Raw genomic sequence first — 25,480 nt, 5'->3', positions numbered from 1 at the left:
AAAGCGTAGTCGGACGGGCAGTCACCGTGGGGGCAGGTGAGAATCGGGGCGTGGAACTGACTCTGCTCGGCACCGGTGCCCCGGCGGGACTGCCCCGCCCCGACTGTCCCTGCGCGGCGTGCGCGTCCGCGCTCGGCACGGACGCGCGGGCGGCCACCTCGCTGCTCGTGGACGGGACGCTGCTGCTCGACCTCACGCCGGGCACCGCGTTCGCGGCCGCCCGCGCGGGGCGTTCGCCGGGCGGCGTACGCCAGGTGCTGCTGTCGCACCCGCACGACGGCCCCGCTCTCGAGGTGCCGGCCGGACTGCCGCAGCCGGGACGGGTGCCGGACGGGCGGGAGCTGGCGCTGCTGACGGGGCATCGGGTGCGGGCGGTGGCGCTGGACGCGCCCGGCACCGGGTACGCGGTGACCGGACCGGACGGGCGGCGGCTGCTGTACCTGCCGCCGGGCGGGGCGCCGGCCGGTCTCGAGGGGCCGGCCGAGCCGTACGCCATGGTGCTGCTGGACGTCGTGGGGCGGCCGGACGCGCTGGCCAGGCTGCGGGAGACGGGGGCGGTGAGCCCGGCCACGGACGTCGTCGCCGTCCACCTGGACCACGACGTGCCGCCGGGCGCGGAGACCCGGCGCCGGCTCGCGGCGGCCGGGGCGCGCGCCGTACCGGACGGGACCACGCTGGAGGTGGGCGCCCGCGAGGACGTGCCCGGCGTACCGCGGCGGACGCTGGTGCTGGGCGGGGCGCGCTCGGGCAAGTCGGTGGAGGCGGAACGGCGGCTGGAGTCGTTCCCGGAGGTGCTGTACGTGGCGACCGGCGGGACACGCAACGGGGACACGGAGTGGGCGGCGCGGGTGTCGGCGCACCAGGAGCGGCGGCCGGGGTCGTGGCGGACCGTCGAGACGTGCGACCTGGTGCCGCTGCTGAAGGACGACGGGCCGCCGCTGCTGGTCGACTGTCTGTCGCTGTGGCTGACGGACGCGATGGACGCCGTAGGGGCGTGGGACGACGCGGAGTGGGCGGACGGCGGGGAACGGGCGCTGCGGGACCGGACGCGGGAGCTGACGGACGCGGTGCGCGGGGCACGGCGGACGGTGGTCGCCGTGTCCAACGAGGTCGGCTCGGGCATCGTGCCCGCGACCGCGTCCGGCCGCCGGTACCGGGACGAACTCGGGCGGCTGAACACGGCGTTCGCGCGGGAGTGCGAACAGGTGCTGCTGGTGGTGGCGGGACAGGCGGTCGTCCTGCGGGGATGAGCCCCCCGGGCACGGTGCTACGGCTACGACTTCGGCTTCGGCTACGACTTCGGCTTTCGCGCGATGATCCGGTAGGCGTTGGCGAACGGGGTGTGCCGCACCACGGGCGCGAGGGCCAGGTCCGTCACCGCCGCCGCGACCACCAGCGGGGTGCCCGCGCGGAGCAGCACCGCGCGCAGGCGCTGCTGGAACGGGGTCGGCGGGACGGCGCGCCAGGGGGTGTCCGGGGCGGGCAGCGCGTGGGAGAGGACGAGGGCGGTCAGGCCGGCCAGGTCGTGCGGTACGTGCGCGGCGCGGTGCCCGGCGGTGACGATGGCGCAGCCGCGCCCCTCGAGCTCCGCGCGGAGGTTGCGCTGGGGCAGCAGGTGCGGCCGGCGGGGCTGGTCGTAGGGCAGCCACCAGCGGCCGAACAGGGCGGCGAAGGCGCAGCGCGGGTCCAGGGTCTCGACGAGCAGATGGCCGCCGGGGCGCAGGGCGTCGAGGGCGGCGTGGAGCTCCGCGCGGGGGTCGGTGGTGTGCTCCAGGTGGTGCAGCAGGCTGACGACGTCGTAGCGGCCGGCCAGCCGGGCCAGGACCCGCGGATCGGTCAGCGGCCCGATGTGGGCCTCCTCGACGCGGCCGAGCGTACGGGCCCGCTCGACGCGTGCGGTGAGGTCGGTGCCGTCGAAGGCGGTGTACGGGAAGAACTCCCGCGCGGTCAGCGGGAAGCGGGCGAGCCCGGTGCCGACGTCGAGCCAGCTCTCCGGTTCGCCGAAGGGGAGCATCGCGCGGGCCGCGCCCCGGTGGCGGTGCCGGACGGCGTGCAGGGCGAGGACGCGTTCGGTGGCGGGGTCGCGGGGGGCGCCGCGCACGGTCCGCCGGTAGAAGGCGAGGCCCTCGGCGGTGAGGCGGGGGTTCTGGAAGGTGTGGCCGCAGTCCCGGCACTCGTCGACGGTGAACAGGCCCGGCCGGTGCCGGCGCAGATCGCCCGTTCTCAGCCGGTTGCGCAGCCGTGCGGAGCCGCACCAGGGGCAGTCCCCGCGGCGCGGCTCGTGCACCCGGGCGGAGCCGTGGGAGGCGGCGGGGATCGCGCCGGCTGGGTCGGTTGTGGACATGGGCGGCTCCCGGCGTGAGGGCGTACGGCACCCGGGCGGCGCGACGTACGGGGACGGATGGGACGCATGGACGGATGTCCGGTGATCCACGGCAAAACGTTACGGATGGGAGGGCGTCACGGGGTGGAACGGCGCCGGGGTGGCGTGGAGGGGGTGAGGCCCCGTACGGGAGGCCGACCGGTGGGCCGTCGGGTCCGGCGGGGGCCGGTACTGTTCGGCGAATGAGCTCGCTTAATCTCGACGACTTCACCGATCTGATCGAGCGTCCGGACGGCGGGGTGCGCCGTGACGCGGAGGCGCGCCGGGAGCGCCAGATCGTGCCGCCCGGATCGCTGGGCCGCCTGGACGACCTGGGTGAGTGGCTGGCGGCGGCGCAGTCCGCGGTGCCGGTGCGGCCGATCGAACGGCCGCGGGTCGTGCTGTTCGCCGGCGATCACGGGATCGCCGGACTGGGTGTCTCCGCGCGGGCCGCGGGCAGCGCCGTGGAACTGGTGCGGGAGGTGCTGGAGGGCGGCCGTCCGGTGTCCGTGCTCGCCCGGCGGCAGGGCGTGCCGGTGCGGGTGGTCGACATGTCCCTGGACTGCGACCCGGAATCACTGCCCGAGGACGTCGTACGCCACCGGGTGCGGCGGGGCAGCGGACGCGTCGACATCGAGGACGCGCTGACCCCCGAGGAGACGGAGGCGGCCTTCCGCGCGGGGATGGCCGTGGCCGACGAGGAGGCCGACTCCGGTACGGACCTGGTGGTGCTCGGCGATGTGAGCGTGGGCGGGACCACGGTGGCGGGCGTGCTGGTGGCGGCGCTGTGCGGGACGGACGCGTCGGTGGTGACCGGGCGCGGCGGACTGGCGATCGACGACCTGGCGTGGATGCGCAAGTGCGCGGCGATCCGGGACGCGCTGCGGCGGGCGCGGCCGGTGCTGGGCGATCAGCTGCGGCTGCTGGGGACGGTCGGCGGGGCCGACCTGACCGCGATGACGGGGTTCCTGCTGCAGGCGGCGGTGCGGAAGCTGCCGGTCGTGCTGGACGGCGTGGTGACGGCGGCGTGTGCGCTGGTGGCGCAGCGGGTGGCGTTCCGGGCACCGGACTGGTGGCTCGCGGCGCACGACAGCGGCGAGCCGGGACAGGCGAAGGCGCTGGACCGGATGGCGCTGGACCCCGTGCTGGCGCACGGGGTCACGGTCGGGGAGGGCGTGGGCGGCCTGCTGGCCCTGCCCCTGATCCAGGCGGCGGCGGCCCTGGCGGCGGAACTTCCGGAGACTCCGGCGAAGCCGGAGTGACGGGCCGGGGGCCGCACTTCTCCCCGCCACCGCCGCCCCTTCGACCCCGGATACGCGGTTGACCGGATGCCGGCACGGCCCCGCGCTCCCGAGGCGTCGTTGCCTAGGGCTCGGGTGAGGGCTGGGTGGCCCGGGGGAAACCCAGTTCGTCGAGCAGCGTGCCGAAGAGGTCTTCCACGAAGGTCTCGTGGGAGCGAAGCAGCTCTTCGATCCTGGCCGTCCGTGGCGGGACCGGGACACCGGCGGCCGCTGCCCAGGCGACGGCGCCCTCGGCGTCGGTGGGTATCTCCGCGTCGAGTTCCGCGCGCTTGTCCCTGACGGCGTCGTGGAACTCCGGCGTGTCCAGCCACAGGAGCTGATCGTCGATGTCCTCGGGCTCCTCGACCAGGAGCCCGGCGGCGATGTCCGGGTTGAGCCATGCCTGCCAACGCCGTCCGGTGGTGTCCAGCCCGGTCACGAGGGCGAGGGAACTGTCGGAGACGTCGGCGACACAGGCCGGTGCGCCGCTCCACTCGACCAGGGCGGGCAGGTCCGCGTCGTCCCATGTCCCGGAATCGAACCGGAGCGTCCGCCAGCCACCCGGCCGCGACTCCCAGGTGTCCACGGTGACCTTGCACTCTTCGTCGAGGTCGTCGAACACGGGAGCTTCCAACGGAGGACGGCTGCTGCGAGCGAAGACCAGGTGCCCCGAGAATCCCACGGTGCTTCTCCCTTCGAGATGTCGGACGCACCTTATGGGCCGCCACTGACAACACGGGCACGGCCGGTGTCCACACGCGGCCGGTCCGGCTCGTCCGCTGAGGACCGCGTCGACCCCTGAAAGGGACGAGGGGCTGTGCCGACATGCGGCTTTGCCGCGTGGGCGCGAAGAGGGTCCAGGCCGCGGCCCCCAGGGACGATGGGGGTACCTCCCGCTCATGGAGCCCCCGGCTCATGGGGGAAGCCGAGAGCGGGAGAGGGAAGGAGCGGCGGGGGCGGGAAAAGGGGCAGGCCCCTGCCCGTGTCACCCCGGCTCCTCAGTCGTCCGGGGCCGAGGTCTCAGCCCCGGACCCCGCACAGGTGCAGCAGTCCCGCCACCCCGCGGTACGGGTCCGTGCGGCCGGCCCGGTCCTCGAGGGTGAGCAGGGCGTCCAGGTCGTCCGGGACCGCCGCGTCGTCCGGCGCCGTGTCCGTGAAGATCCGTACGCCGTACCAGGTGTGCAGCGGCGCCCCGATCCCGGCGAGCGTCGACGTCAGCCTCTTCAGCCCGTACGCCGTCGTGCCGAAAGCCGCCAGCGCCCCGGCCCAGTCGCCGGACAGGCCGGGCCGCATCGCCGGCGCGTCCCCGTTGCGCACCAGCAGGGACAGCAGGCCCCCGGGCGCGAGCATCCGTGCCATCCCCGCCAGCAGCGCGTCCGGCTCCTCGGCGTCCATGAGCACGCCATGACACAGCACGACGTCGAAGCTCCCCGGCAGGAAGTGCACACCGGTGTCCCCGGCGTGCCCCTCGATGATCCGCATGCGTTCCCGGATGCCCTCCGGCTCCCCGGCGAACGCCTCCCGCGCGGCGGCGATCATCGTCGCGTCCTGCTCGACACCGGTCACCTGGTGACCGGCCCGGGCCAGCCGCAGCGCCTGCGTCCCTCGGCCCATGCCCACGTCCAGCACCCGCAGACGCCGCCCCACCGGGAAGCGCCCGACTATCTGCTCCTCCAGCTGGCGGGCCACCAGCTCCTCCCGGACGACATCGCGCAGCCCGCCGAGCTCGCTCGGCGGGCCCGGGACCGCGTCATCCGTGAACGGCGTGGCGCTCAGGGCCGCTCCCCACGCTTGACCTGGGGCTTGGGCAGCCGCAGCCGGCGCATCTGGAGCGTGCGCATCAGCGCGTAGGCCACCGCGCCGCGCCGGCGGTCGTCGGGGAAGCGCTCCGCCAGCCGCTTCTTCAGCCGGAACCCGGTCACGACCGAGTCGAGGACGATCATCACGATCACCACGAGCCACAGCAGCAGCGCGGCGTTCTGCAGCTGCGGCACCTGGATCATGCTCAGCACCAGGATGATCACGGCCATCGGCAGGAAGTACTCCGCGATGTTGAACCGCGAGTCCACGAAGTCACGCGCGAACCGGCGCACCGGCCCCTTGTCGCGGGCGGGCAGATAGCGCTCGTCGCCGCTGGCCAGCGCCTGGCGCTGACGCTCCATCGCGGCACGGCGCTCCTCACGCTGCCGCTTGGCGGCCTCCTTGCGCGTCATCGTCGTGTTGGCGACGCTGCGACGCTGCGACTGGGCCACGCTCCGCTTGGGCGTGGGGCGGCCCTTCGGGGCCTCCGGGTGACGGGTCTGCTTGGAGTCGGTCACCGTCGCCTTGTCGGCGACCGATGCCTTCTCTTCCTTGGCGCGGCTACGGAACACAAAACCCAAGGGTACGGGGTGCCCGGGGTTGGACCCCAGCCCCATGGGGAACGATCCGGCAACACCGGACGTCTTCAAAAGGACAGAGGGGGACGTTTCCAAAAGGACGGAGGGGGACGTTGTGCGGGCCTCCGGACGGTTCGGCGGGCCGCCCCCCCCCGGGGACCACCTACTCCCTACGCCGGATCGGGAGGGTACTCAGTCGTCCTTGGGGATGAGCGCATCCGTCCCCGAACAGTGCGGTAATGGATGTGGGGCCCGTACTGTGGGTTCTGTCGCAGGTGCTGGAGTTGGAGTCGGTCAGAAGGGGGCGCGCGAAGCCCATGAGCGGTGTCATGAAGCGTATGGGGATGATCTTCCGCGCGAAGGCGAACAAGGCCCTTGACCGGGCCGAGGACCCGCGCGAGACCCTCGATTACTCGTACCAGAAGCAGCTGGAGCTGCTCCAGAAGGTCCGCCGCGGTGTCGCCGACGTGGCCACCTCGCGCAAGCGCCTGGAGCTCCAGCTCAACCAGCTCCAGTCCCAGTCGGGCAAGCTGGAGGACCAGGGCCGCAAGGCGCTCGCGCTCGGCCGCGAGGACCTGGCCCGTGAGGCCCTCTCCCGCCGCGCCGCGCTCCAGCAGCAGGTGACGGACCTGGAGACGCAGCACGCCACGCTCCAGGGCGAGGAGGAGAAGCTCACCCTCGCGGCCCAGCGCCTCCAGGCCAAGGTGGACGCCTTCCGCACCAAGAAGGAGACCATCAAGGCCACGTACACCGCCGCCCAGGCGCAGACCCGGATCGGTGAGGCCTTCTCCGGCATCTCCGAGGAGATGGGCGACGTCGGCATGGCGATCCAGCGGGCCGAGGACAAGACCGCCCAGCTCCAGGCGCGGGCCGGCGCGATCGACGAACTGCTCGCCTCCGGCGCCCTCGACGACCAGTCCGGCATGCACAAGGACGACATCCAGGCCGAGCTGGACCGGCTCTCCGGTGGTACGGATGTAGAGCTGGAGCTGCAGCGCATGAAGGCCGAGCTGGCCGGCGGTCCCACGGGTGGGCAGCAGGCCATCGAAGGCGGAAACGGTCAGCAGCAGTCCCAGCAGCAGCCGCAGGACACTCCACGCTTCGACAAGCAGTAGCCCACGCCGAGGAGGGCGACATGATCGTACGGATCATGGGGGAGGGCCAGGTGACGCTGGCCGATGGCCGGCTCGCCGAGCTGGACAAGCTGGACGAGGAACTGCTCGCCGAGATGGAGAACGGCGACGGTCCGGGCTTCCGCGCCACCTTGAAGGCGCTGCTGGCCAAGGTCCGCGAACTCGGCGAGCCGCTGCCGGACGACTCCCTGCAACCCTCCGACCTGATCCTCCCGTCCCCCGACGCGACGCTCGAGGAGGTCCAGGACCTCCTGAGCGACGACGGACTGATCCCGGGCACGACATAACCGCGGCCGCCCGCCTCACGCAACCGCGGCCACCCGCCTCACGCAACCGCGGGCACCCGCCTCACGTAACCGCGGGCAATCGTGCCGCAGGGCGGCACGGGTGGGCGCGGCGGTACCCCGCAAACGCCGGGCCGCGCAACCCCACCCGGCCCGGAGCCCCCCGGTCACCACCCGGCCCGGAGCACCCCGGTCACCCTCCACCCGGCCCCCGGCCCCGGCTACCGTGAACAGCCGTGAGCACCCTGACCCGCGCCCGGTGCCGAGCACAGGCACACCCCTTCGCACTGGACGCAGCCCTCGCCGCGGGCGTCCTCCTCTGCATGGTCGCCGGCTCCTTCGTCGACCCCCACGGCCCCGAGGGCGTCAAATGGGCCCTGCGCACCCCCGACCCGCTCAGCCTCGTCCTCATGACCCTCGGCGCCGCCGCGGTCGTCTTCCGCCGCCGCGCCCCCCGCACCGTCCTCGCCCTCACCGGCTGTCTCTCCGTCGCGGAGTCCGTCACCGGCGACCCCCGCGCCCCCGTCGCCATGTGCGCCGTGATCGCGCTCTACACCGTCGCCTCCACCACCGACCGCCCCACCACCTGGCGGATCGGCCTGCTCACCATGACCGTCCTCACCGGTGCCGCGATGGCGGCCGGCCCCCTGCCCTGGTACGCCCAGGAGAATCTGGCGATCTTCGCCTGGACCGGTATCGGCGCCACCGCCGGGGACGCCGTCCGCAGCCGCCGCGCCTTCGTCCAGGCCATCCGGGAGCGCGCCGAGAGGGCCGAGCGCACCCGCGAGGAGGAGGCCCGCCGCCGCGTCGCCGAGGAGCGCCTGCGCATCGCCCGCGATCTGCACGACGTGGTCGCCCACCACATCGCCCTGGTCAACGTCCAGGCCGGGGTCGCCGCCCACGTCATGGACAAGCGGCCCGACCAGGCCAAGGAGGCCCTCGCCCACGTCCGTGAGGCCAGCCGCTCCGCGCTCGGCGAGCTGCGGGCCACCGTCGGCCTGCTGCGCCAGTCCGGCGACCCGGAGGCCCCCACCGAACCCGCGCCGGGACTGGACCGCCTCGACGAACTCGCCGGCACCTTCCGCAGCGCCGGACTGCGCGTCGAGGTGGCCCGCGGCGACGAGGGCGCCGACCTGCCCGCCGCCGTCGACCTGGCCGCGTACAGGATCATCCAGGAGGCCCTGACCAACGTGCGCAAGCACGCCGGCCCCGACGCGCGGGCCGAGGTCAGCGTCGTCCGCGTCGGACCCCACATCGAGATCACCGTCCTCGACGACGGCACCGGCGAGGACCAGGACCACACCCCCGGCGGCGGACACGGACTGCTCGGCATGCGTGAACGCGTCACCGCGCTGCGCGGCACCCTCACCACCGGCCCCCGCTACGGCGGCGGTTTCCGCGTCCATGCGATCCTGCCCGTCAAGACCCGTACCTCCGCCGCTCAGGACAGCGGCCCGTGACCACCGATCACCCCGCTGGAGCCCGTATGACGATCCGTGTCCTGCTCGCCGACGACCAGGCACTGCTGCGCAGCGCCTTCCGGGTGCTCGTCGACTCCGAGCCGGACATGGAGGTGGTGGGGGAGGCGTCCGACGGCGCGGAGGCGGTCCGGCTGGCCCGGGAGCGGCGCGCCGACGTCGTCCTCATGGACATCCGGATGCCCGGCACCGACGGACTCGCCGCCACCCGCATGATCAGCGCGGATCCGGAGCTCGCCGGGGTCCGGGTGGTGATCCTGACGACCTTCGAGGTCGACGACTACGTGGTGCAGTCGCTGCGGGCCGGCGCCTCCGGCTTCCTCGGCAAGGGCTCCGAGCCCGAGGAGATGCTGAACGCCATCCGGATCGCCGCCCAGGGAGAGGCCCTGCTGTCCCCGGTGGCCACCAAGGGCCTGATCGCCCGGTTCCTCGCCCAGGAGGGCCCGTCCGGGGCCGACCACGACCCGGCCCGCGCCGAGCGGCTGGAGTCGCTCACGGTGCGCGAGCGCGAGGTGCTGGTCCAGGTCGCCGGCGGGCACTCCAACGACGAGATCGCCGAACGCCTGGAGGTCAGCCCGCTCACCGTGAAGACCCACGTCAACCGGGCCATGGCCAAGCTGGGCGCCCGCGACCGGGCCCAGCTGGTGGTCACCGCCTACGAGTCGGGGCTGGTCCGCCCAAGGGTGGAGTGAGCTCCGCGGGACGTACTGCGGCGGGAGTATGCGCCGCATAAGGGATGGGACCTCGGGGCTACGGATCGGCCCCCGTCGATGGCTCAAGGTGTAGAGCGGGCGCTCACTTGTGCGCGCGCCCGCTTGCCGGACTTCTGCCGCTCCACGGAAAAGAGACCCTGACCATGTCCTGGCTGTCCAGATTCAGCCTCGCGCAACGGGCGCTGATCGGACTGATGTCGATCATCGCGCTCGTCTTCGGGGCGATCGCGATACCCCAGCTCAAACAGCAGCTGCTGCCGACCATCGAACTGCCCATGGTGTCCGTGATCGCCCCGTACCAGGGCGCCTCCCCGGACGTGGTCGAGAAGCAGGTCGTCGAACCCATCGAGGACAGCCTGGAAGCCGTCGACGGCATCTCCGGCGTCACCTCGACGGCGAGCGAGGGCAACGCCGTGATCATGGCGTCCTTCGACTACGGCAACGACACCCAGCAGCTCGTCGCCGACGTCCAGCAGGCCGTCAACCGGGCCGGCGCCCGCCTCCCGGACGACGTCGACCCGCAGGTCGTCGCCGGTTCCACCGACGACATCCCGACCGTCGTCCTCGCCGTCACCTCCGGCCAGGACCAGCAGGCGCTCGCCGACCGGCTCGACCGGACCGTGGTGCCCGCGCTGGAGGGCATCGACGGCGTCGGCCAGGTCACCGTGGACGGCGTGCGCGACGTCCAGGTCACCGTCACCCCCGACGACGCGAAGCTGGCGAAGGCCGGTCTCACCGCGCAGTCGCTGTCGACGGCCCTCCAGGCCGGCGGCGCGACCGTCCCGGCCGGCTCCTTCGACGAGGACGGCGCCAACCGCACCGTCCAGGTCGGCGGCGGCTTCACCTCGCTGCAGCAGATCGAGGACCTGAGGGTCGCCGCCGAGCCCGGCAAGGGCAAGCCGGTCCGTCTCGGGGACGTCGCCACGGTGAAGGAGGAGGAGGCCAAGGCCGACTCCCTCACCCGCACCAACGGCAAGCCCAGCCTCGCCGTGATGGCGACCATGGACCACGACGGCAGCGCGGTCGCCATCTCGGAGGCCGTCGAGGAGAAGCTGCCCGGCCTGCGCGAGGACCTCGGTGACGGGGCCACCCTCACCGTCGTCAGCGACCAGGGCCCGGCGGTCTCCAAGGCCATCGACGGCCTCACCACCGAGGGCGCGCTCGGTCTGCTCTTCGCCGTCCTGGTGATCCTGGTCTTCCTGGCGTCGGTCCGCTCGACCCTCGTCACGGCGGTCTCCATCCCGCTGTCCGTGGTGCTCGCCCTGATCGTGCTGTGGACGCGCGACCTGTCGCTGAACATGCTGACGCTGGGCGCGCTGACCATCGCCATCGGCCGGGTCGTGGACGACTCCATCGTCGTCCTGGAGAACATCAAGCGGCACCTCGGCTACGGCGAGGAGCGCCAGTCCGCGATCATGAACGCGGTGCGTGAGGTGGCCGGCGCGGTGACGTCGTCGACGCTCACCACGGTCGCCGTGTTCCTGCCGATCGGCCTGGTCGGCGGCATGGTGGGCGAGCTGTTCGGCTCCTTCAGCCTCACCGTCACGGCGGCGCTGCTCGCGTCCCTGCTGGTGTCGCTGACGGTCGTGCCCGTCCTGTCGTACTGGTTCCTGCGGGCCCCGAAGGGCACCCCGGAGGACGCCGAGGAGGCGCGCAGGATCGCGGAGGAGAAGGAGGCGAAGAGCCGCCTCCAGCGCTTCTACGTCCCCGTGCTGCGCTTCGCCACCCGGCGCAGGCTGACCAGCGTGGCCATCGCGGTCGTCGTCCTGATCGCCACGTTCGCCATGGCGCCGCTGCTGAAGACCAACTTCTTCGACGCGGGCGAGCAGCAGGTCCTCACCGTCCGGCAGGAGCTGGAGCCCGGCACCAGCCTGGCCGCGACCGACGCCCGGGCGGCGAAGGTCGAGAAGCTGCTCGGCGACACCGAGGGCGTCAAGGACTACCAGGTGACCATCGGTTCGTCCGGCTGGATGGCGGCCTTCGGCGGTGGTACGGACACCAACCAGGCGACGTACCAGGTGATGCTGGAGGACGACGCGTCCTCCGAGGACGTGACGGACAGCGTCGAGAAGGGCCTGGAGAAGCTCGACGGCATCGGCACCACCACCATCGCGGCCGGTGACGGCTTCGGCAGCCAGGACCTGAGCGTCGTCGTCAAGGCGGCCGACGCGCAGGCGCTGCGCAAGGCGGCGGACCAGGTCCGGGACGCGGTCGCCTCCCTGGACGACGTCACGGACGTCACCAGCGACCTGGCGCAGAGCGTGCCCCGTGTCTCGGTGAAGGCCAACGACAAGGCCGCCGCGGCCGGGTTCGACGACCAGACCCTCGGCGCGGCCGTCTCCCTGGCGGTGAAGGGCACCCCGGCCGCCAAGGCGGTCCTGGACGACACCGAGCGTGACATCGTCATCCGTTCGGCGAAGCCGGCCACCACCGTGGCCGAGCTGAGGAACCTGCGCCTGGGCGCGGTGAAGCTGGGTGACGTCGCCACCGTCGAGGTGGTGGACGGCCCCGTCTCCATGACCCGGATCGACGGTCAGCGCTCGGCCACCGTCACCGCGAAGCCGACCGGTGACAACACCGGCGCGGTGGGCGTGGACCTCCAGAAGAAGATCGACGAGCTGACGCTGCCCACGGGCGCGACGGCGGAGATCGGCGGCGTGACCGAGGACCAGGACGAGGCGTTCCTCAACCTGGGCCTGGCGATGCTGGCCGCGATCGCGATCGTCTTCATGCTGCTGGTCGGCACCTTCCGGTCGCTCGCCCAGCCGCTGATCCTGCTGGTGTCCATCCCGTTCGCGGCGACCGGCGCCATCGGCCTGCTGCTGGTCACCGGCACCCCGATGGGTGTCCCGGCGATGATCGGCATGCTGATGCTGATCGGCATCGTGGTCACCAACGCGATCGTGCTGATCGACCTGATCAACCAGTACCGCAAGCAGGGCTACGGCGTCGTCGAGGCCGTGCTGGAGGGTGGCCGCCACCGTCTGCGGCCGATCCTGATGACGGCCCTGGCGACCATCTTCGCCCTGCTCCCGATGGCACTGGGCGTCACCGGCGAGGGCGGCTTCATCGCCCAGCCGCTGGCGGTCGTGGTGATCGGCGGCCTGATCACGTCGACCCTGCTCACCCTGCTGCTGGTCCCGACGCTCTACACGATGCTGGAGCTCCGCAAGGAGCGGCGCGCGAAGAAGCGGGCGGCGAAGAAGGACGCGTCCGCGCGGACGGAGCCTTCGAAGGAGCCGAAGCCGGCCCAGCTCTGACGTCGTCCGGCCGGACGACGAATCCGACGTCCGGCCGTACGACGAAGGGGCGCCCCGTGCCTGCACGGGGCGCCCCTTCACGTGTGGCCCTACGGCAGCGCCAGCATCCGCTCCAGCGCCAGCTTCGCGAACGCCTCGGTCTCCTTGTCCACCTCGATGCGGTTGACAAGTGTGCCGTCTGCCAGGGACTCCAACGCCCACACCAGGTGCGGGAGGTCGATGCGGTTCATGGTCGAGCAGAAGCAGACCGTCTTGTCGAGGAAGACGATCTCCTTGCCCTCGGGAGCGAAACGGTTCGCCAGGCGGCGGACCAGGTTCAGCTCGGTGCCGATGGCCCACTTGGAGCCGGCCGGGGCCGCCTCCAGCGTCTTGATGATGTGCTCGGTCGAGCCGACGTGGTCCGCGGCGGCCACGACCTCGTGCCGGCACTCCGGGTGCACCAGGACGTTCACGCCGGGGATGCGCTCGCGCACGTCGTTCACCGAGTCCAGGCTGAACCGGCCGTGCACCGAGCAGTGGCCGCGCCACAGGATCATCTTCGCGGCGCGCAGCTCGTCCGCCGTCAGCCCGCCGTTCGGCTTGTGCGGGTTGTAGACGACGCAGTCCTCCAGGGACATCCCCATGTCCCGCACCGCCGTGTTGCGGCCCAGGTGCTGGTCGGGCAGGAAGAGGACCTTCTCGCCCTGCTCGAAGGCCCAGTCGAGGGCGCGCCTGGCGTTGGAGGAGGTGCAGATGGTGCCGCCGTGCTTGCCCGTGAAGGCCTTGATGTCGGCGGAGGAGTTCATGTACGAGACGGGGACGACCTGCTCGGCTATCCCGGCCTCGGTCAGCACGTCCCAGCACTCGGCGACCTGCTCGGCGGTGGCCATGTCGGCCATGGAACAGCCGGCCGCGAGGTCGGGCAGGACCACCTTCTGGTCGTCACCGGTGAGGATGTCCGCCGACTCGGCCATGAAGTGCACACCGCAGAAGACGATGTACTCGGCCTGCGGGCGGGCGGCGGCGTCGCGGGCCAGCTTGAAGGAGTCGCCCGTGACGTCGGCGAACTGGATGACCTCGTCGCGCTGGTAGTGGTGGCCGAGCACGAAGACCTTGTCGCCGAGCTTCTCCTTGGCGGCGCGGGCGCGCTCCACCAGGTCCGGGTCGGACGGCGAGGGGAGGTCGCCGGGACACTCCACACCGCGCTCGCTCCTCGGGTCGGCCTCACGGCCGAGCAGCAGCAGGGCGAGGGGCGTCGGCTGTACGTCGAGCTCCTGGGTCTGGGCGGTGGTCACGGCACGCACCCTTTCTGTTCTGGCGACTTCTCGTCCGACTTCTCGTCGAAATGACGCTATCTATCATAACCGGTTCACGTCACTTTGACGACGGCCATAACGTCCATGTGACGTGAATCCCGGCGGGTGCCGGTCCCTTCCCGGAAGGCCCCACCGGAGCCGGTTTCCGCTCCGTACCGTGTGTGCGAGCATGAGGAGGGAGGCGAGGAAGACACGCGCCCGGCCCGGAATGAATCCGCGGTCCCGCCGGTTGCAACCGTCGGCAAGCAGTCTCCGTACAACCCGGGAGAGATGTAGATGTCCGTATCGGACGAGACCACCACCGTCACCGACGGCATCGTCCTGACCGACGCCGCCGCGTCCAAGGTCAAGGCCCTGCTCGACCAGGAAGGCCGTGACGACCTCGCCCTGCGTGTCGCCGTCCAGCCCGGCGGCTGCTCCGGCCTGCGCTACCAGCTCTTCTTCGACGAGCGCTCGCTCGACGGCGACGTGCTGAAGGACTTCGACGGTGTGAAGGTCGTCACCGACCGCATGAGCGCTCCGTACCTGGGCGGCGCCACCATCGACTTCGTCGACACCATCGAGAAGCAGGGCTTCACGATCGACAACCCCAACGCCACCGGTTCCTGCGCCTGCGGCGACTCCTTCAGCTGAGCCGGATCCCCGTCCCGGACAGCACGTGACGAAGGCGGCGGCCCCCTCCGAGGGGGCCGCCGCCTTCGCGTTCTCCTCCTCCCGGAGCTACCGGGCGGGCGGTGCCGGCAGCCGGGCACCGTCCTTCCGCAGCGGGACCGGCTCGCCGTCCGTGCCCACGACCTCGCGGTCGCCGAGCGGGGCGTCCAGCCGCACCGTCCGCTGGTACTGCTTGGCGATCAGGATGCACACCTTGTCCGGCCAGGGCGTCTCGGTCACCCGCACGGTCACCCGGTCGCCGCTCTCCCGCGCCGTCGCCTCGTAGTCGGCGCACACACCGCCCGTGAAGGTCACGGTCAGCTCGTCGCCCTCGGCGGTGTAGCCCTCGACGTCGACGTCACGGGTGGAGGGGGCCGCGGCCGGCTCGTCGCCGGGCTCCGTGGGCCGCGGGCTCGCCTCCCCGGACCCGGATTCCGCCCGCGGGGCGAGGAACTCCGGGGCGACCGCCGGATACGTCACCGTGAAGGCGTCCTCCGCCCCCCGGGGCCGTACCTCGAACAGCCAGGACGGCACGAGCGCCGGCCGCCCGTCCACGGAGTGCGAGGCCAGCCCGAACACCGCGTCGCCGACCGTCACGCTGTCGCCCTTCGGCTTCGTCGCCGGGGCACACGGCTCCGGCCGCCCGTCCTCCAGCGGTACGGGACTGGCGCAGCCGCCGATCCCCGCGCCCGGGCCGGCGTCCGGCGCCGCGTTCAGCAGCTTCAGCGCGTCGGCGGCGCTCACCACGGGGTAGGTGTCGCCCTTCACCGGCTCCGCGAGCCGGCCGTTGCCGCCGACCACCTCGCCCTTGGCGCCGACGACCACACCGGTCGTCCAGCCGTGGGTCGGCAGCCCGCCGACCTCGGGGTCGGCGTTCACCACGCGCCTGCCGCCCGTGATCTGCCCCGCGTCGAGCTTCGCGTCGTCCTGGCCCACCGCCTTCAGCACGGGCGCGGCGGCCCTCTTCGCGACGGACTCGCTCACGACCGGACCGCCCGCGGACGGGGCCGAGCACGTCGCGCCCTTGCAGTTGTCGGTGCCCGGGTTGTTCCGGCTGAACGTCCAGGAGCCGGGAGCCTCCCGGTCCACCCGCAGCGTGGGCCCCGAACCGTCCTTGCCGCCGATCCGCCAGGAGCCGCCCTCCGCGACCGGCTTCCCCTCCAGCCCCAGGGCCTTCGCCAGCGTGACCACCCGCTCCTCGGTGACCTGCCCCCGGGCGTGGTACACCGGCGCCGAACCGGGACCCTCCGGGAGTGAGCCGTCGGCGCGGTAGACGACGCCGTAGGGGTTGGGCTCGCCGGGGGCGATCCCGTTCGCGGCGCCCTCGGAGGGGCCGTCCAGGGCGAGCGGCGGGGGAGTGGCGTCGCCGTTCGCCCCCGGGGTCGTACCGCCCCCCGAGTCCCCGGAACCACCGGCGGCACCGGAGGCAAGGTAGGCCCCGCCGCCCCCCACCAGCAGCACGGCGGCGGCGACGGAGGCGATCAGCAGGGACGGACGCCGCCGGGGCGACGCCTCGTCGGGGTGCCCCTCCCCGGAGGGCGGGCCGCCGGCCCGGTGCTCCCCCACGACGGTCTCGTCCGCGCCGGACGCGGGCTCGCCGTCCGGGGCCTCGCCGGAGGCGGCGGCGTCCGCCTTCCCGGCACCGGGCGCGTCGTCGGCCGGCCGTGCCGTACCCGGCCCGGGGGCGGCGGCCTCCGGCTCCCGCCGCTCCGGGGAGTCCGTCTCCCTGTCGTGGCCCGAAGCGCCCCCGGAGTTGGGCGCGCCGCCCGGGGCGGTGCGCGCCTCGTCGTCGTTGTCGGGTCGCTCGGTGTTCACCGCATCGCTCCTTCGGCTGCGCGACTGTCCCGGAAAGACCCTTCCCGGTCGTGCCGGGACCGCTCATGGGTCGTATCCCGCATCCCCTTTACGGGGGACAGCGATGGGACGCAGCGGGGGAGCGCGCGGTTCCCCGGGAACGCCGGACCGGCCGGAGCCGGCTCAGTCGCCGTACTCGGCCATCGCGTCCAGCAGCCGCGCCGAGCCGGGCGGCACGGTCACGCCGTGGATCGAGGACGGGGAGACCGGCCGGGCGGCCACCCGGTCGGGCACCGCCCAGTGGGGGACCATCCGGGCGCAGTCGCCGCGCAGCGACGCCAGGCCGCCTTCGAGGTCCGCGGGGGCAGGGGCGGGGGTGTGGGCCCTGGGGTTCGTCATATCGGCACCGTACGCACGGAGAAGGTCACGAAGAAAGATCTGCTATCGGGTATTTTAGGCCGCTTCTGCGGGCCCTTCCCAACCGGTAGCGTGAAGTGTCAAACCGCCTCCCTCAGGAGAATCCACGCCGTGCGCATCGCAGTCACCGGCTCCATCGCCACCGACCACCTCATGACCTTCCCCGGGCGCTTCGCCGACCAGTTCGTCGCGGACCAGCTCCACACGGTCTCGCTGTCCTTCCTGGTCGACAACCTCGACGTGCGCAGGGGCGGCGTGGGAGCGAACATCGCCTTCGGGATGGGCCAGCTCGGCACCCGCCCGATCCTCGTCGGGGCCGCCGGCTTCGACTTCGACGAATACCGGGCCTGGCTGGACCGGCACGGCGTCGACACCGAGTCCGTCCGCATCTCCGACACCCTGCACACCGCCCGCTTCGTGTGCACCACGGACGCCGACCACAACCAGATCGGCTCCTTCTACACGGGCGCGATGAGCGAGGCCCGCCTCATCGAGCTGAAGACCGTCGCCGACCGTGTGGGCGGACTCGACCTGGTCTCCATCGGCGCGGACGACCCCGAGGCGATGCTCCGGCACACCGAGGAGTGCCGCTCCCGGGGCATCCCGTTCGCCGCCGACTTCTCCCAGCAGATCGCCCGGATGAACGGCGAGGAGATCCGGATACTGCTGGACGGGGCGACCTACCTCTTCTCCAACGAGTACGAGAAGGGGCTCATCGAGACGAAGACCGGCTGGAGCGACGCGGAGATCCTCGGCAAGGTCGGCCACCGCGTCACCACCCTCGGCGCGCGGGGCGTCCGCATCGAGCGGGCCGGCGAGGAGACGATCGAGGTCGGGTGCCCGGACGAGGAGCGCAAGGCCGATCCGACGGGCGTCGGCGACGCGTTCCGGGCGGGGTTCCTGTCGGGGCTGGCGTGGGGGGTCCCGCTGGAGCGGGCGGCGCAGGTCGGCTGCATGCTGGCGACTCTCGTCATCGAGACGGTGGGGACGCAGGAGTACCAGTTGCGGCGCGGGCACTTCATGGAGCGCTTCACCAAGGCGTACGGGGAGGAAGCGGCGGAGGAGGTCCGGGCGCATCTGGGCTGAGCCGTCGGGCGCGGGTGCGGGTGCGGGTGCGTGGGGGCTGGTCGCGCAGTTCCCCGCGCCCCTGAAAGACGCGCAGTTCCCCGCGCCCCTGATGGCATGCTGCTCCTCCTGCCCCTGAGGTGCGCGGTTCCTCGCGCCCCTAAAAACGCGCAGTTCCCCGCGCCCCCGAAAAGACGCGCGGTTCCCCGCGCCCCTGGTGGTGTGCGGTTCTCCGTGTTTCCGAGGAGGGGGAGTCAGTTCGTCCGGCGGACCACGTAGGCCGTTCCCCGGGGTGCCGGTTCCTCGCCGGCGTACTCCTGGCCGCGCATCTCGCACCAGGCCGGGATGTCCAGGCGGGCCGCCTCGTCGTCGGCGAGGACGCGGATCGTGCCGCCCACCGGGACGTCTCCGATGACCTTGGCCAGTTCGATGACCGGGATCGGGCAGCGCCGGCCCAGGGCGTCCACCACCAGGACCTCGCCCTTCTCCTCCGCCGGGACGGGGCCGGCGGACACCGGCGCGCCGAGCTTCTCCCTCACCCCCGACACCACCTCCGGCAGGACGGACAGGAAGCGCTCGACGTCCTCCTCCCGCGTCCCCGGCGGCAGCGAGAGGCGGATGTTGCCCTCGCTGAGCACGCCCATCGCCCGCAGCACATGGCTCGGCGTCAGCGTGCTGCTCGTGCAGGACGACCCGGACGACACGGAGAAACCGGCCCGGTCCAGCTCGTGCAGCAGAGTCTCCCCGTCGACATAGAGACAGGAGAAGGTGACGATCCCGGGCAGCCGCCGCTCCGGGTCCCCGACCACCTCCACGTCCGGCACCAGCCCCGGCACCCGCGCCCGGATCCGCTCCGTCAGTTCCCGCAGCCGTACCGCCTCCTCGGCGGCCTCCGCCCGTACCGCCCGCAGCGAAGCCGCCGCCGCCACGATCGCCGGCAGGTTCTCGAACCCGGCCGCCCGCCCCGACTCCCGTTCGTCCCGCGGCCCCTGGGGAGCGAACCGCACCCCTTTCCGTACGACGAGCAGTCCGGTCCCCGGCGGACCGCCCCACTTGTGGGCGCTCGCCGCGAGCAGCGACCAGTCGCCCTCCACCGGCCCCCACCCCAGCGACTGGGCCGCGTCCACCAGCAGTGGCACCCCCGCCGCCCGGCACACCTCGGCGACCCCGGCCACCGGCTGCACGGTTCCCACCTCGTGGTTGGCCGACTGCAGGCAGGCCAGCGCGGTGTCCGGCCGCAGGGCGTCCGCGTACCCGGACGGGCTCACGGCCCCCGTGCGCTCCACCGCGACCTCGCTGACCGATCCTCCGCCGCTCCGGTGAACTTCCGCCGCATGGAGTACAGAAGAGTGTTCGACTGCTGACACGATCAGGTGACGCCCGGTGCGCCGCCGTCCGGTCAGCGCCCCCGCGATCCCGTCGTGCACCGCCCGCGTACCGGACGACGTGAACACCAGCTCGTCCGGCCGGCACCCCACCGCCTCCGCGGCGGCCTCCCGCGCCGCGTCCAGCAGCAACCGCGCCCGCCGCCCCTCCCGGTACAACCGCGCCGGATCCGCCCACCCCTCGTCCAGAGAGGCCATCAGCGCCTGACGGGCAACGGGATGAAGAGGAGCACCGGAAGCGGCATCGAAGTAGGACACACGGCAACGCTAACCCCCTCAGGGGCGCGGGGAACCGCGCGATCGACCACGACGACGCCGCAGCCGCCACGACGCCCGTACCCCCGGATGATGAGGCGCTCGGTGTAACCCGCGGCGCGTACGGCACCCCTCCCCGCGACCCCTCGGAGGGCGTCGGCTAGGGTTTGCTCCGCATAAACATCCAAACCCCTGCCCGACGCAGGGTGGCGACCGACCAGCGAGAAGGCAGGCCGCAGCCAATCCGCGCGGGCGAGACTCTCGGGAAGGCGCTACGTGAGTCCCAACGGCTCCGACCGCTCGCCGCGGCGCCCGATGCGGCGGAAGCTGCTGCAGGCACTGACCGCGGGCCTGGTCCTGGCGACCGCCACCGGTTGCACATGGGAGGACTTCCCCCGCCTTGGTATGCCCACCCCCACCACGGAAGAGGCTCCGCGGATCCTCTCCCTGTGGCAGGGCTCCTGGGCCGCCGCGCTCGTCGTCGGCGTGCTGGTGTGGGGCCTGATCCTGTGGAGTGCTTTCTTCCACCGGCGCAGCCGCACCAAGGTGGAGGTTCCTCCGCAGACCCGTTACAACATGCCCATCGAGGCGCTGTACACGGTGGTTCCGCTCATCATCGTCTCGGTGTTCTTCTACTTCACCGCGCGTGACGAATCCGAACTGCTGAGGCTCGAGAAGAAGCCCGACGTCACCGTCAACGTGGTCGGCTTCCAGTGGAGCTGGTGCTTCAACTACGTCGAGAACGTCGAAGGTTCCACCGGCGACGCCAAGACGTCCAAGGAACTGGAGTCGGTCCCGGAGCGCTACAAGAAGGCCTTCCCGGCCGACGCCGGCGGCGTCTACGACTGCGGTGTCCCCGGTACCCGGAACCCGCAGACCAACAACCCGGGCCCCACCCTGTGGCTGCCCGAGGGCAAGCGGGTCCGCTTCGTGCTGACCTCGCGTGATGTCATCCACTCCTTCTGGGTGGTGCCGTTCCTCATGAAGCAGGACGTCATCCCCGGCCACCCCAACGCCTTCGAGGTGACCCCCAACCGTGAGGGCACCTTCCTCGGCAAGTGCGCCGAGCTCTGCGGCGTCGACCACTCCCGGATGCTGTTCAACGTGAAGGTCGTCTCCCCCGAGCGCTACGAGCAGCACCTGAAGGACCTTGTGAAGAAGGGGCAGACCGGTTACGTGCCCGCTGGCATCTCCCAGACGGAGCACGAGAAGAACCGGGAGGCGAACATCCTGTGAGCATCCTCAACGAATCCCAGGGTGCCGCGGCGGCAGGGTCCCACTACCAGGACGAGCTGCCGGTACGGCGCCAGACCCGTGGCCAGGTCGTCGTCAAGTGGCTGACGACCACGGACCACAAGACGATCGGCACGCTGTACCTGGCGACGTCGTTCGTGTTCTTCATCATCGGTGGCGTCATGGCCCTGGTGATGCGCGCCGAGCTGGCCCGGCCGGGCCTGCAGATCGTGTCGAACGAGCAGTTCAACCAGGCGTTCACGATGCACGGCACGATCATGCTGCTGATGTTCGCGACGCCGCTGTTCGCCGGTTTCGCCAACTGGATCATGCCGCTGCAGATCGGCGCGCCCGATGTGGCGTTCCCGCGGCTGAACATGTTCGCCTACTGGCTGTACCCATCTGCATGCGCGCGCCCGGCATGACGATGTTCCGCATGCCGATCTTCACCTGGAACGTGCTGCTGACCGGTGTGCTGGTCCTGCTCGCCTTCCCGGTCCTCGCGGCGGCGCTGTTCGCCCTGGAGGCGGACCGCAAGTTCGGCGCGCACATCTTCGACTCGGCCAACGGCGGGGCGCTGCTCTGGCAGCACCTCTTCTGGTTCTTCGGCCATCCCGAGGTGTACATCATCGCGCTGCCGTTCTTCGGCATCGTCAGTGAGGTCATCCCGGTCTTCTCCCGCAAGCCGATGTTCGGCTACATGGGCCTGATCGGCGCGACCATCGCCATCGCGGGTCTGTCGGTGACGGTGTGGGCGCACCACATGTACGTCACGGGCGGTGTGCTGCTGCCGTTCTTCTCCTTCATGACGTTCCTGATCGCGGTGCCCACCGGTGTGAAGTTCTTCAACTGGATCGGCACCATGTGGAAGGGGTCCTTGAGTTTCGAGACCCCGATGCTGTGGACGCTGGGCTTCCTGATCACCTTCACCTTCGGTGGTCTGACCGGCGTCATCCTGGCCTCGCCGCCGCTGGACTTCCACGAACACGGTTTCGACGATCGCCTCGTTCCTGCTGGGCATGTCGATGCTGCCGTTCATGTACAACGTCTGGAAGACGGCCAAGTACGGCAAGCCGGTCGGTGTCGACGACCCGTGGGGCTACGGCCGTTCGCTGGAGTGGGCGACCTCCTGCCCGCCCCCGCGCCACAACTTCCTCACCCTGCCGAAGATCCGCAGTGAATCCCCGGCGTTCGACCTGCACCACCCCGAGATCGCCGCGCTCGACGAACTCGAGAACGCCGGTCACGGTGAGAAGGCCCTCTCCGGCAGCAAGGAGGCCGGCAAGTGAAGATCCAGGGCAAGATGTTCATGTGGCTGAGCATCTTCTTCCTCATCATGGCCGGGGTCTACGGCGTGTGGTCGAAGGAGCCGGTCGGTACCACCGCCCTCTTCCTGGCGTTCGGCCTGTCCATCATGATCGGCTTCTACCTGGGCTTCACGGCCCGGCGGGTCGACGTGGGCGCGCAGGACAACAAGGAGGCGGACGTCGCCGACGACGCCGGCGAGGTCGGGTTCTTCAGCCCGCACAGCTGGCAGCCGCTCTCCCTGGCCGTGGGCGGTGCCCTGGCCTTCACGAGCGTCGCGATCGGCTGGTGGCTGATGTACTTCTCGGCGCCGCTGCTCCTGATCGGCATCTGGGGCTGGGTCTTCGAGTACTACCGCGGTGAGAACCGCACCCAGTGACCACAGCGGCGAGGGGCCCGGACACTCCACCAGGAGGGTCCGGGCCCCTCGCCGTCGTTTCACCCGTTCGGCCCTTCCAATGAGCCGAGGGCGGTGCGGGTTCCTAGCGTGAGGCCATGAGACGCACCAAGTCCCCTCGTGGCGCGGGCGCCGGGCGGAGCCGCGTCGCCGGCTGCGCGCTGCTGGCGATAGCCCTCGGCGCGGGCGTCGCGGGCTGCTCCTCCGACGGCGACCCGCTGGCCGCCGAGCCCTACGACGCGGCGGACCGGATCTCCTTCGGCGGATCCGTCGAAACGGACGGGGAGGCCGACCCCGACAAGCCCCTGGAGGTCGTCGCCGAGGACTCCGACGGACGCATCACGGACGTCACCGTCGTGGACGCCTCGGGACGCCATGTGACGGGCGAACTGGCCGCCGACGGCAGCCGCTGGCACAGCACCTCCCCGCTGGCCGCGGGCGCCCGGTACACGGTCCGGGTGAGCACCGAGGACGAGGACGGGGCACCCGGCCGCAAGGTCCTCACCTTCACCACCGCCAAGCCCTCCACCGCCGAGCGCCTGACCGTCGCCTTCGGCCCCGGGGCGGGCACGTACGGCGTCGGCCAGCCCCTCACCGCCGAGCTGAGCGCACCCGTCAGGGACCCGGCCCAGCGAGCCGTCGTGGAGCGCGCCCTGAAGGTCGAGTCCACCCCCGCCGTGTCCGGCACCTGGTACTGGGTGGACGACAGGAAGCTGCACTACCGCCCCCGGGACTACTGGCCCGCCCACGCCACCATCGGCGTGCGCAGCACCCTGGAGGGCGTCAAGGTCAACGACCGGCTGCGGGGCGGCAGGTCCGAGCCCCTGACGATCCGCACCGGCGACCGGGTCATAGCCGTCACCGACGCCGCCGCGCACCGGCTGACGGTCTACAAGAACGACGAGGAGATCAAGCGGATCCCCGTCACCACGGGCAAGCCCGGCTTCGAGACCCGCAACGGCGTCAAGGTCGTGCTCGCCAAGGAACGCCTCGTACGTATGCGCAGCACCACCGTCGGCATAGCCGAGGGCTCGGAGGAGTCGTACGACATGGACGTCGAGTTCGCCACCCGGGTGACCTGGAGCGGCGAGTACGTGCACGCCGCCCCCTGGTCCGTCGGCTCCCAGGGCTACGACAACGTCAGCCACGGCTGCGTCGGCATGAGCACCGACGACGCGAAGTGGTTCTTCGACACCGTCCGCGAGGGCGACGTCGTCAAGGTCGAGAACTCGGCCGGCGCCACGATGGAACCCTTCGGCAACGGCTACGGCGACTGGAACCTCGACTGGCCCACCTGGCAGGCAGGCAGCGCCCTGACCCCCGGCACCGCCCAGAACCCGGCCGAGCAGGCCCGCCTCAGGCCACAGACCGCATGAAACGCCCTAGGGGCAGCACCCTCAGGGGCGCGGGGAACTGCGCGAACAACCCCCACCGGCCCGAGGCCGCCGAACCACGGACAGGTCCGAGCTCCTAGGCCCCCGCAAGAGCCTTCCGCCGCAGCAGAGACGCCAGCGCCGAGGCGAACTCCACCGGCTCCACCGGCAAGCTCACCGCCGACTCGGCGCGACTCCACGTCGCCAGCCACGCATCCTGCGGCCTGCCGATCAGCAAAAGCACCGGCGGGCAGTTGAACACCTCGTCCTTGATCTGCCGGCACATCCCCATGCCCCCCATCGGCACGGCCTCACCGTCCAGCACGCACACGTCGATGCCGCCCCGGTCCAGCTCGGCCAGCACCGCCGCCGGGGTCGCGCACTCCACGAACTCCACGACGGGCACGTCCGGCGCCGGCCGCCGCCCCGTGGCGAGCCGCACCTGCTCCCGGGTGTTGGCGTCGTCGCTGTAGACCAGCACCGTGGCGGTCGCCTGCATTGTTCCTCCACGCGTAAGAAAGAGGGCACGGCTCTGTCGGGAACTTCGGGTACCGATGGCGCGGATGCTACCCCTTCGGACCGCTTGTCAACACTGGTTCGGACACGCCTTCGAGACGGTTCCGCGAGGGCTCCGCCACGGCTCGCGGATGGGCCATACGGGCAGTCCAGGAGGGCTGAACGCACCGAACGGCACCCCCGGGAGTGAGGGCGGGATAAGCGACCGACATAATGTCGGCGTGGCGACAGCAACGACAGTAGATACCGGGCACGCGCACCCGTCGGTCAACCGGCCGAACCTCACCAGCGTCGGAACCATCATCTGGCTGAGTTCCGAGCTGATGTTCTTCGCGGCCCTCTTCGCGATGTACTTCACCCTGCGATCGGTGACCGGTCCGGAGTTCTGGGCCGAGAAGGCCGACGCCCTGAACTTCCCGTTCTCGGCGACGAACACCACGATCCTGGTGCTCTCCTCCCTCACCTGCCAGCTCGGCGTGTTCGCCGCCGAGCGCGGTGACGTGAAGAGACTCCGGGGCTGGTTCGTCGTCACCTTCATCATGGGCGCGATCTTCATCGGCGGCCAGGTCTTCGAGTACACCGAGCTGGTCAAGCACGAGGGCCTGTCCCTCTCCTCCGACCCGTACGGCTCGGCGTTCTACCTGACCACCGGCTTCCACGGCCTGCACGTGACGGGCGGTCTCATCGCCTTCCTGCTGGTCCTGGGCCGGACCTACGCGGCCAAGAGGTTCACCCACGAGCAGGCGACCGCGGCCATCGTCGTGTCCTACTACTGGCACTTCGTCGATGTCGTCTGGATCGGCCTCTTCGCCACGATCTACATGATCAAGTAGCCGGGCCCACATCCGCGCGCGCCTTTCCGGGCGCAACCATCCAGAAGCATCGACGCAGAAGATCCTGACACCG

The 25,480-nt window shown here is 71.7% G+C and carries 22 protein-coding genes and 1 pseudogene; 14 read left to right on the top strand and 9 right to left on the bottom strand.

Annotation, left to right across the window (positions count from 1 at the left end; genetic code table 11):
- Nucleotides 1-50 precede the first annotated feature (50 nt).
- Nucleotides 51-1,250 carry a bifunctional adenosylcobinamide kinase/adenosylcobinamide-phosphate guanylyltransferase gene (locus tag IH50_RS0108945; RefSeq protein ID WP_030859143.1) on the top strand — a complete coding sequence of 400 codons (1,200 nt, stop codon included), beginning with the start codon at nt 51-53 and terminating at the stop codon, nt 1,248-1,250.
- A gap of 41 nt (nt 1,251-1,291) precedes the next feature.
- Here IH50_RS0108945 and IH50_RS0108940 read toward each other — a convergent pair whose 3' ends face one another.
- Nucleotides 1,292-2,344 carry a class I SAM-dependent methyltransferase gene (locus IH50_RS0108940; protein ID WP_030859142.1) on the bottom strand — a complete coding sequence of 351 codons (1,053 nt, stop codon included), beginning with the start codon at nt 2,342-2,344 and terminating at the stop codon, nt 1,292-1,294.
- A 221-nt stretch (nt 2,345-2,565) separates the two neighbouring features.
- Between IH50_RS0108940 and cobT the strand changes: the two genes are divergently transcribed.
- Nucleotides 2,566-3,624, top strand: a complete 1,059-nt coding sequence (gene cobT / locus IH50_RS0108935) for a nicotinate-nucleotide--dimethylbenzimidazole phosphoribosyltransferase (RefSeq protein ID WP_030859141.1) — start codon at nt 2,566-2,568, stop codon at nt 3,622-3,624.
- A gap of 103 nt (nt 3,625-3,727) precedes the next feature.
- Here cobT and IH50_RS0108930 read toward each other — a convergent pair whose 3' ends face one another.
- The 3 genes from IH50_RS0108930 to IH50_RS0108920 form a co-directional block, all read right to left on the bottom strand.
- Nucleotides 3,728-4,264, bottom strand: a complete 537-nt coding sequence (locus IH50_RS0108930; RefSeq protein ID WP_078913904.1) for a hypothetical protein — start codon at nt 4,262-4,264, stop codon at nt 3,728-3,730.
- Between the two features lie 398 nt (nt 4,265-4,662).
- Entirely contained in the window at nt 4,663-5,331 is a 669-nt protein-coding gene (locus IH50_RS0108925; protein ID WP_030859139.1) for a class I SAM-dependent methyltransferase, read from the bottom strand.
- 83 nt (nt 5,332-5,414) lie between these two features.
- A complete protein-coding gene (locus IH50_RS0108920) occupies nt 5,415-6,059 on the bottom strand; it encodes a DUF3043 domain-containing protein (protein WP_078913903.1) in 645 nt (214 codons plus the stop codon).
- Between the two features lie 290 nt (nt 6,060-6,349).
- On the opposite strand from IH50_RS0108920, the gene IH50_RS0108915 reads away from it, so the two are divergent.
- The 5 genes from IH50_RS0108915 to IH50_RS0108895 all read left to right on the top strand — a co-directional run bounded on the left by IH50_RS0108915 (nt 6,350) and on the right by IH50_RS0108895 (nt 12,888).
- Nucleotides 6,350-7,135: a PspA/IM30 family protein gene (locus tag IH50_RS0108915; protein ID WP_267883270.1), complete on the top strand. Its 786-nt coding sequence runs from the start codon at nt 6,350-6,352 to the stop codon at nt 7,133-7,135.
- A 20-nt stretch (nt 7,136-7,155) separates the two neighbouring features.
- On the top strand, nt 7,156-7,440 hold the full coding sequence (gene pspAA / locus IH50_RS0108910; RefSeq protein ID WP_030859134.1) for a PspA-associated protein PspAA: 285 nt from the start codon (nt 7,156-7,158) through the stop codon (nt 7,438-7,440).
- 233 nt (nt 7,441-7,673) lie between these two features.
- A complete protein-coding gene (locus IH50_RS0108905) occupies nt 7,674-8,897 on the top strand; it encodes a sensor histidine kinase (RefSeq protein WP_030859132.1) in 1,224 nt (407 codons plus the stop codon).
- A 26-nt stretch (nt 8,898-8,923) separates the two neighbouring features.
- Nucleotides 8,924-9,607, top strand: coding sequence for a response regulator (locus IH50_RS0108900; RefSeq protein WP_030859130.1), 684 nt, complete (start codon nt 8,924-8,926; stop codon nt 9,605-9,607).
- A 164-nt stretch (nt 9,608-9,771) separates the two neighbouring features.
- Nucleotides 9,772-12,888 (top strand): efflux RND transporter permease subunit, encoded by a 3,117-nt coding sequence (locus IH50_RS0108895; protein ID WP_030859129.1) that lies wholly within the window; start codon nt 9,772-9,774, stop codon nt 12,886-12,888.
- Nucleotides 12,889-12,977: 89 nt separating this feature from the next.
- On the opposite strand, the gene nadA is transcribed toward IH50_RS0108895, so the two are convergent.
- Complete coding sequence (gene nadA, locus IH50_RS0108890; RefSeq protein ID WP_030859127.1) at nt 12,978-14,162, bottom strand: quinolinate synthase NadA; 1,185 nt, start codon at nt 14,160-14,162, stop codon at nt 12,978-12,980.
- A gap of 297 nt (nt 14,163-14,459) precedes the next feature.
- Between nadA and erpA the strand changes: the two genes are divergently transcribed.
- Nucleotides 14,460-14,816, top strand: coding sequence for an iron-sulfur cluster insertion protein ErpA (gene erpA / locus IH50_RS0108885; protein ID WP_030859125.1), 357 nt, complete (start codon nt 14,460-14,462; stop codon nt 14,814-14,816).
- An 87-nt stretch (nt 14,817-14,903) separates the two neighbouring features.
- Here erpA and IH50_RS0108880 read toward each other — a convergent pair whose 3' ends face one another.
- Complete coding sequence (locus tag IH50_RS0108880) at nt 14,904-16,649, bottom strand: membrane protein (RefSeq protein ID WP_030859124.1); 1,746 nt, start codon at nt 16,647-16,649, stop codon at nt 14,904-14,906.
- Between the two features lie 162 nt (nt 16,650-16,811).
- Complete coding sequence (locus tag IH50_RS0108875) at nt 16,812-17,027, bottom strand: hypothetical protein (protein ID WP_030859122.1); 216 nt, start codon at nt 17,025-17,027, stop codon at nt 16,812-16,814.
- Nucleotides 17,028-17,156: 129 nt separating this feature from the next.
- On the opposite strand from IH50_RS0108875, the gene IH50_RS0108870 reads away from it, so the two are divergent.
- A complete protein-coding gene (locus IH50_RS0108870) occupies nt 17,157-18,131 on the top strand; it encodes a carbohydrate kinase family protein (protein ID WP_030859120.1) in 975 nt (324 codons plus the stop codon).
- 233 nt (nt 18,132-18,364) lie between these two features.
- Here IH50_RS0108870 and IH50_RS0108865 read toward each other — a convergent pair whose 3' ends face one another.
- Complete coding sequence (locus IH50_RS0108865; RefSeq protein ID WP_030859118.1) at nt 18,365-19,753, bottom strand: cysteine desulfurase/sulfurtransferase TusA family protein; 1,389 nt, start codon at nt 19,751-19,753, stop codon at nt 18,365-18,367.
- 273 nt (nt 19,754-20,026) lie between these two features.
- Between IH50_RS0108865 and coxB the strand changes: the two genes are divergently transcribed.
- The 4 genes and pseudogenes from coxB to IH50_RS0108845 all read left to right on the top strand — a co-directional run bounded on the left by coxB (nt 20,027) and on the right by IH50_RS0108845 (nt 24,061).
- Nucleotides 20,027-20,986 carry a cytochrome c oxidase subunit II gene (gene coxB, locus IH50_RS0108860; RefSeq protein ID WP_030859115.1) on the top strand — a complete coding sequence of 320 codons (960 nt, stop codon included), beginning with the start codon at nt 20,027-20,029 and terminating at the stop codon, nt 20,984-20,986.
- A pseudogene (locus tag IH50_RS37515) lies at nt 20,983-22,272 on the top strand (cytochrome c oxidase subunit I). Before coxB ends, IH50_RS37515 begins: the two are co-directional and overlap by 4 nt.
- Nucleotides 22,269-22,667, top strand: a complete 399-nt coding sequence (locus IH50_RS0108850; RefSeq protein ID WP_030859113.1) for a cytochrome c oxidase subunit 4 — start codon at nt 22,269-22,271, stop codon at nt 22,665-22,667. Before IH50_RS37515 ends, IH50_RS0108850 begins: the two are co-directional and overlap by 4 nt.
- Before the next feature lie 116 nt (nt 22,668-22,783).
- Complete coding sequence (locus tag IH50_RS0108845) at nt 22,784-24,061, top strand: L,D-transpeptidase (RefSeq protein WP_030859111.1); 1,278 nt, start codon at nt 22,784-22,786, stop codon at nt 24,059-24,061.
- 94 nt (nt 24,062-24,155) lie between these two features.
- On the opposite strand, the gene IH50_RS0108840 is transcribed toward IH50_RS0108845, so the two are convergent.
- Nucleotides 24,156-24,557: a hypothetical protein gene (locus IH50_RS0108840; RefSeq protein WP_030859108.1), complete on the bottom strand. Its 402-nt coding sequence runs from the start codon at nt 24,555-24,557 to the stop codon at nt 24,156-24,158.
- A 238-nt stretch (nt 24,558-24,795) separates the two neighbouring features.
- On the opposite strand from IH50_RS0108840, the gene IH50_RS0108835 reads away from it, so the two are divergent.
- Complete coding sequence (locus IH50_RS0108835; protein ID WP_030859107.1) at nt 24,796-25,407, top strand: cytochrome c oxidase subunit 3; 612 nt, start codon at nt 24,796-24,798, stop codon at nt 25,405-25,407.
- Nucleotides 25,408-25,480 lie beyond the last annotated feature (73 nt).

Origin of the sequence: Streptomyces sp. NRRL S-37, assembly GCF_000721605.1 — a bacterium.
Classification (GTDB): Bacteria; Actinomycetota; Actinomycetes; order Streptomycetales; family Streptomycetaceae; genus Streptomyces.
Note: the sequence above shows the minus strand (reverse complement) of the source record. Positions and strands in the feature narration are given on the sequence as shown.

Coding starts and splice junctions, on each gene's coding strand:
- IH50_RS0108940 (WP_030859142.1), bottom strand. CDS start 2,344: ATGTCCACAACCGACCCAGCCGGCGCGATCCCCGCCGCCTCCCACGGC.
- cobT (WP_030859141.1), top strand. CDS start 2,566: ATGAGCTCGCTTAATCTCGACGACTTCACCGATCTGATCGAGCGTCCG.
- IH50_RS0108920 (WP_078913903.1), bottom strand. CDS start 6,059: ATGGGGCTGGGGTCCAACCCCGGGCACCCCGTACCCTTGGGTTTTGTG.
- IH50_RS0108915 (WP_267883270.1), top strand. CDS start 6,350: ATGAAGCGTATGGGGATGATCTTCCGCGCGAAGGCGAACAAGGCCCTT.
- pspAA (WP_030859134.1), top strand. CDS start 7,156: ATGATCGTACGGATCATGGGGGAGGGCCAGGTGACGCTGGCCGATGGC.
- IH50_RS0108900 (WP_030859130.1), top strand. CDS start 8,924: ATGACGATCCGTGTCCTGCTCGCCGACGACCAGGCACTGCTGCGCAGC.
- IH50_RS0108895 (WP_030859129.1), top strand. CDS start 9,772: ATGTCCTGGCTGTCCAGATTCAGCCTCGCGCAACGGGCGCTGATCGGA.
- erpA (WP_030859125.1), top strand. CDS start 14,460: ATGTCCGTATCGGACGAGACCACCACCGTCACCGACGGCATCGTCCTG.
- IH50_RS0108875 (WP_030859122.1), bottom strand. CDS start 17,027: ATGACGAACCCCAGGGCCCACACCCCCGCCCCTGCCCCCGCGGACCTC.
- IH50_RS0108845 (WP_030859111.1), top strand. CDS start 22,784: ATGAGACGCACCAAGTCCCCTCGTGGCGCGGGCGCCGGGCGGAGCCGC.
- IH50_RS0108840 (WP_030859108.1), bottom strand. CDS start 24,557: ATGCAGGCGACCGCCACGGTGCTGGTCTACAGCGACGACGCCAACACC.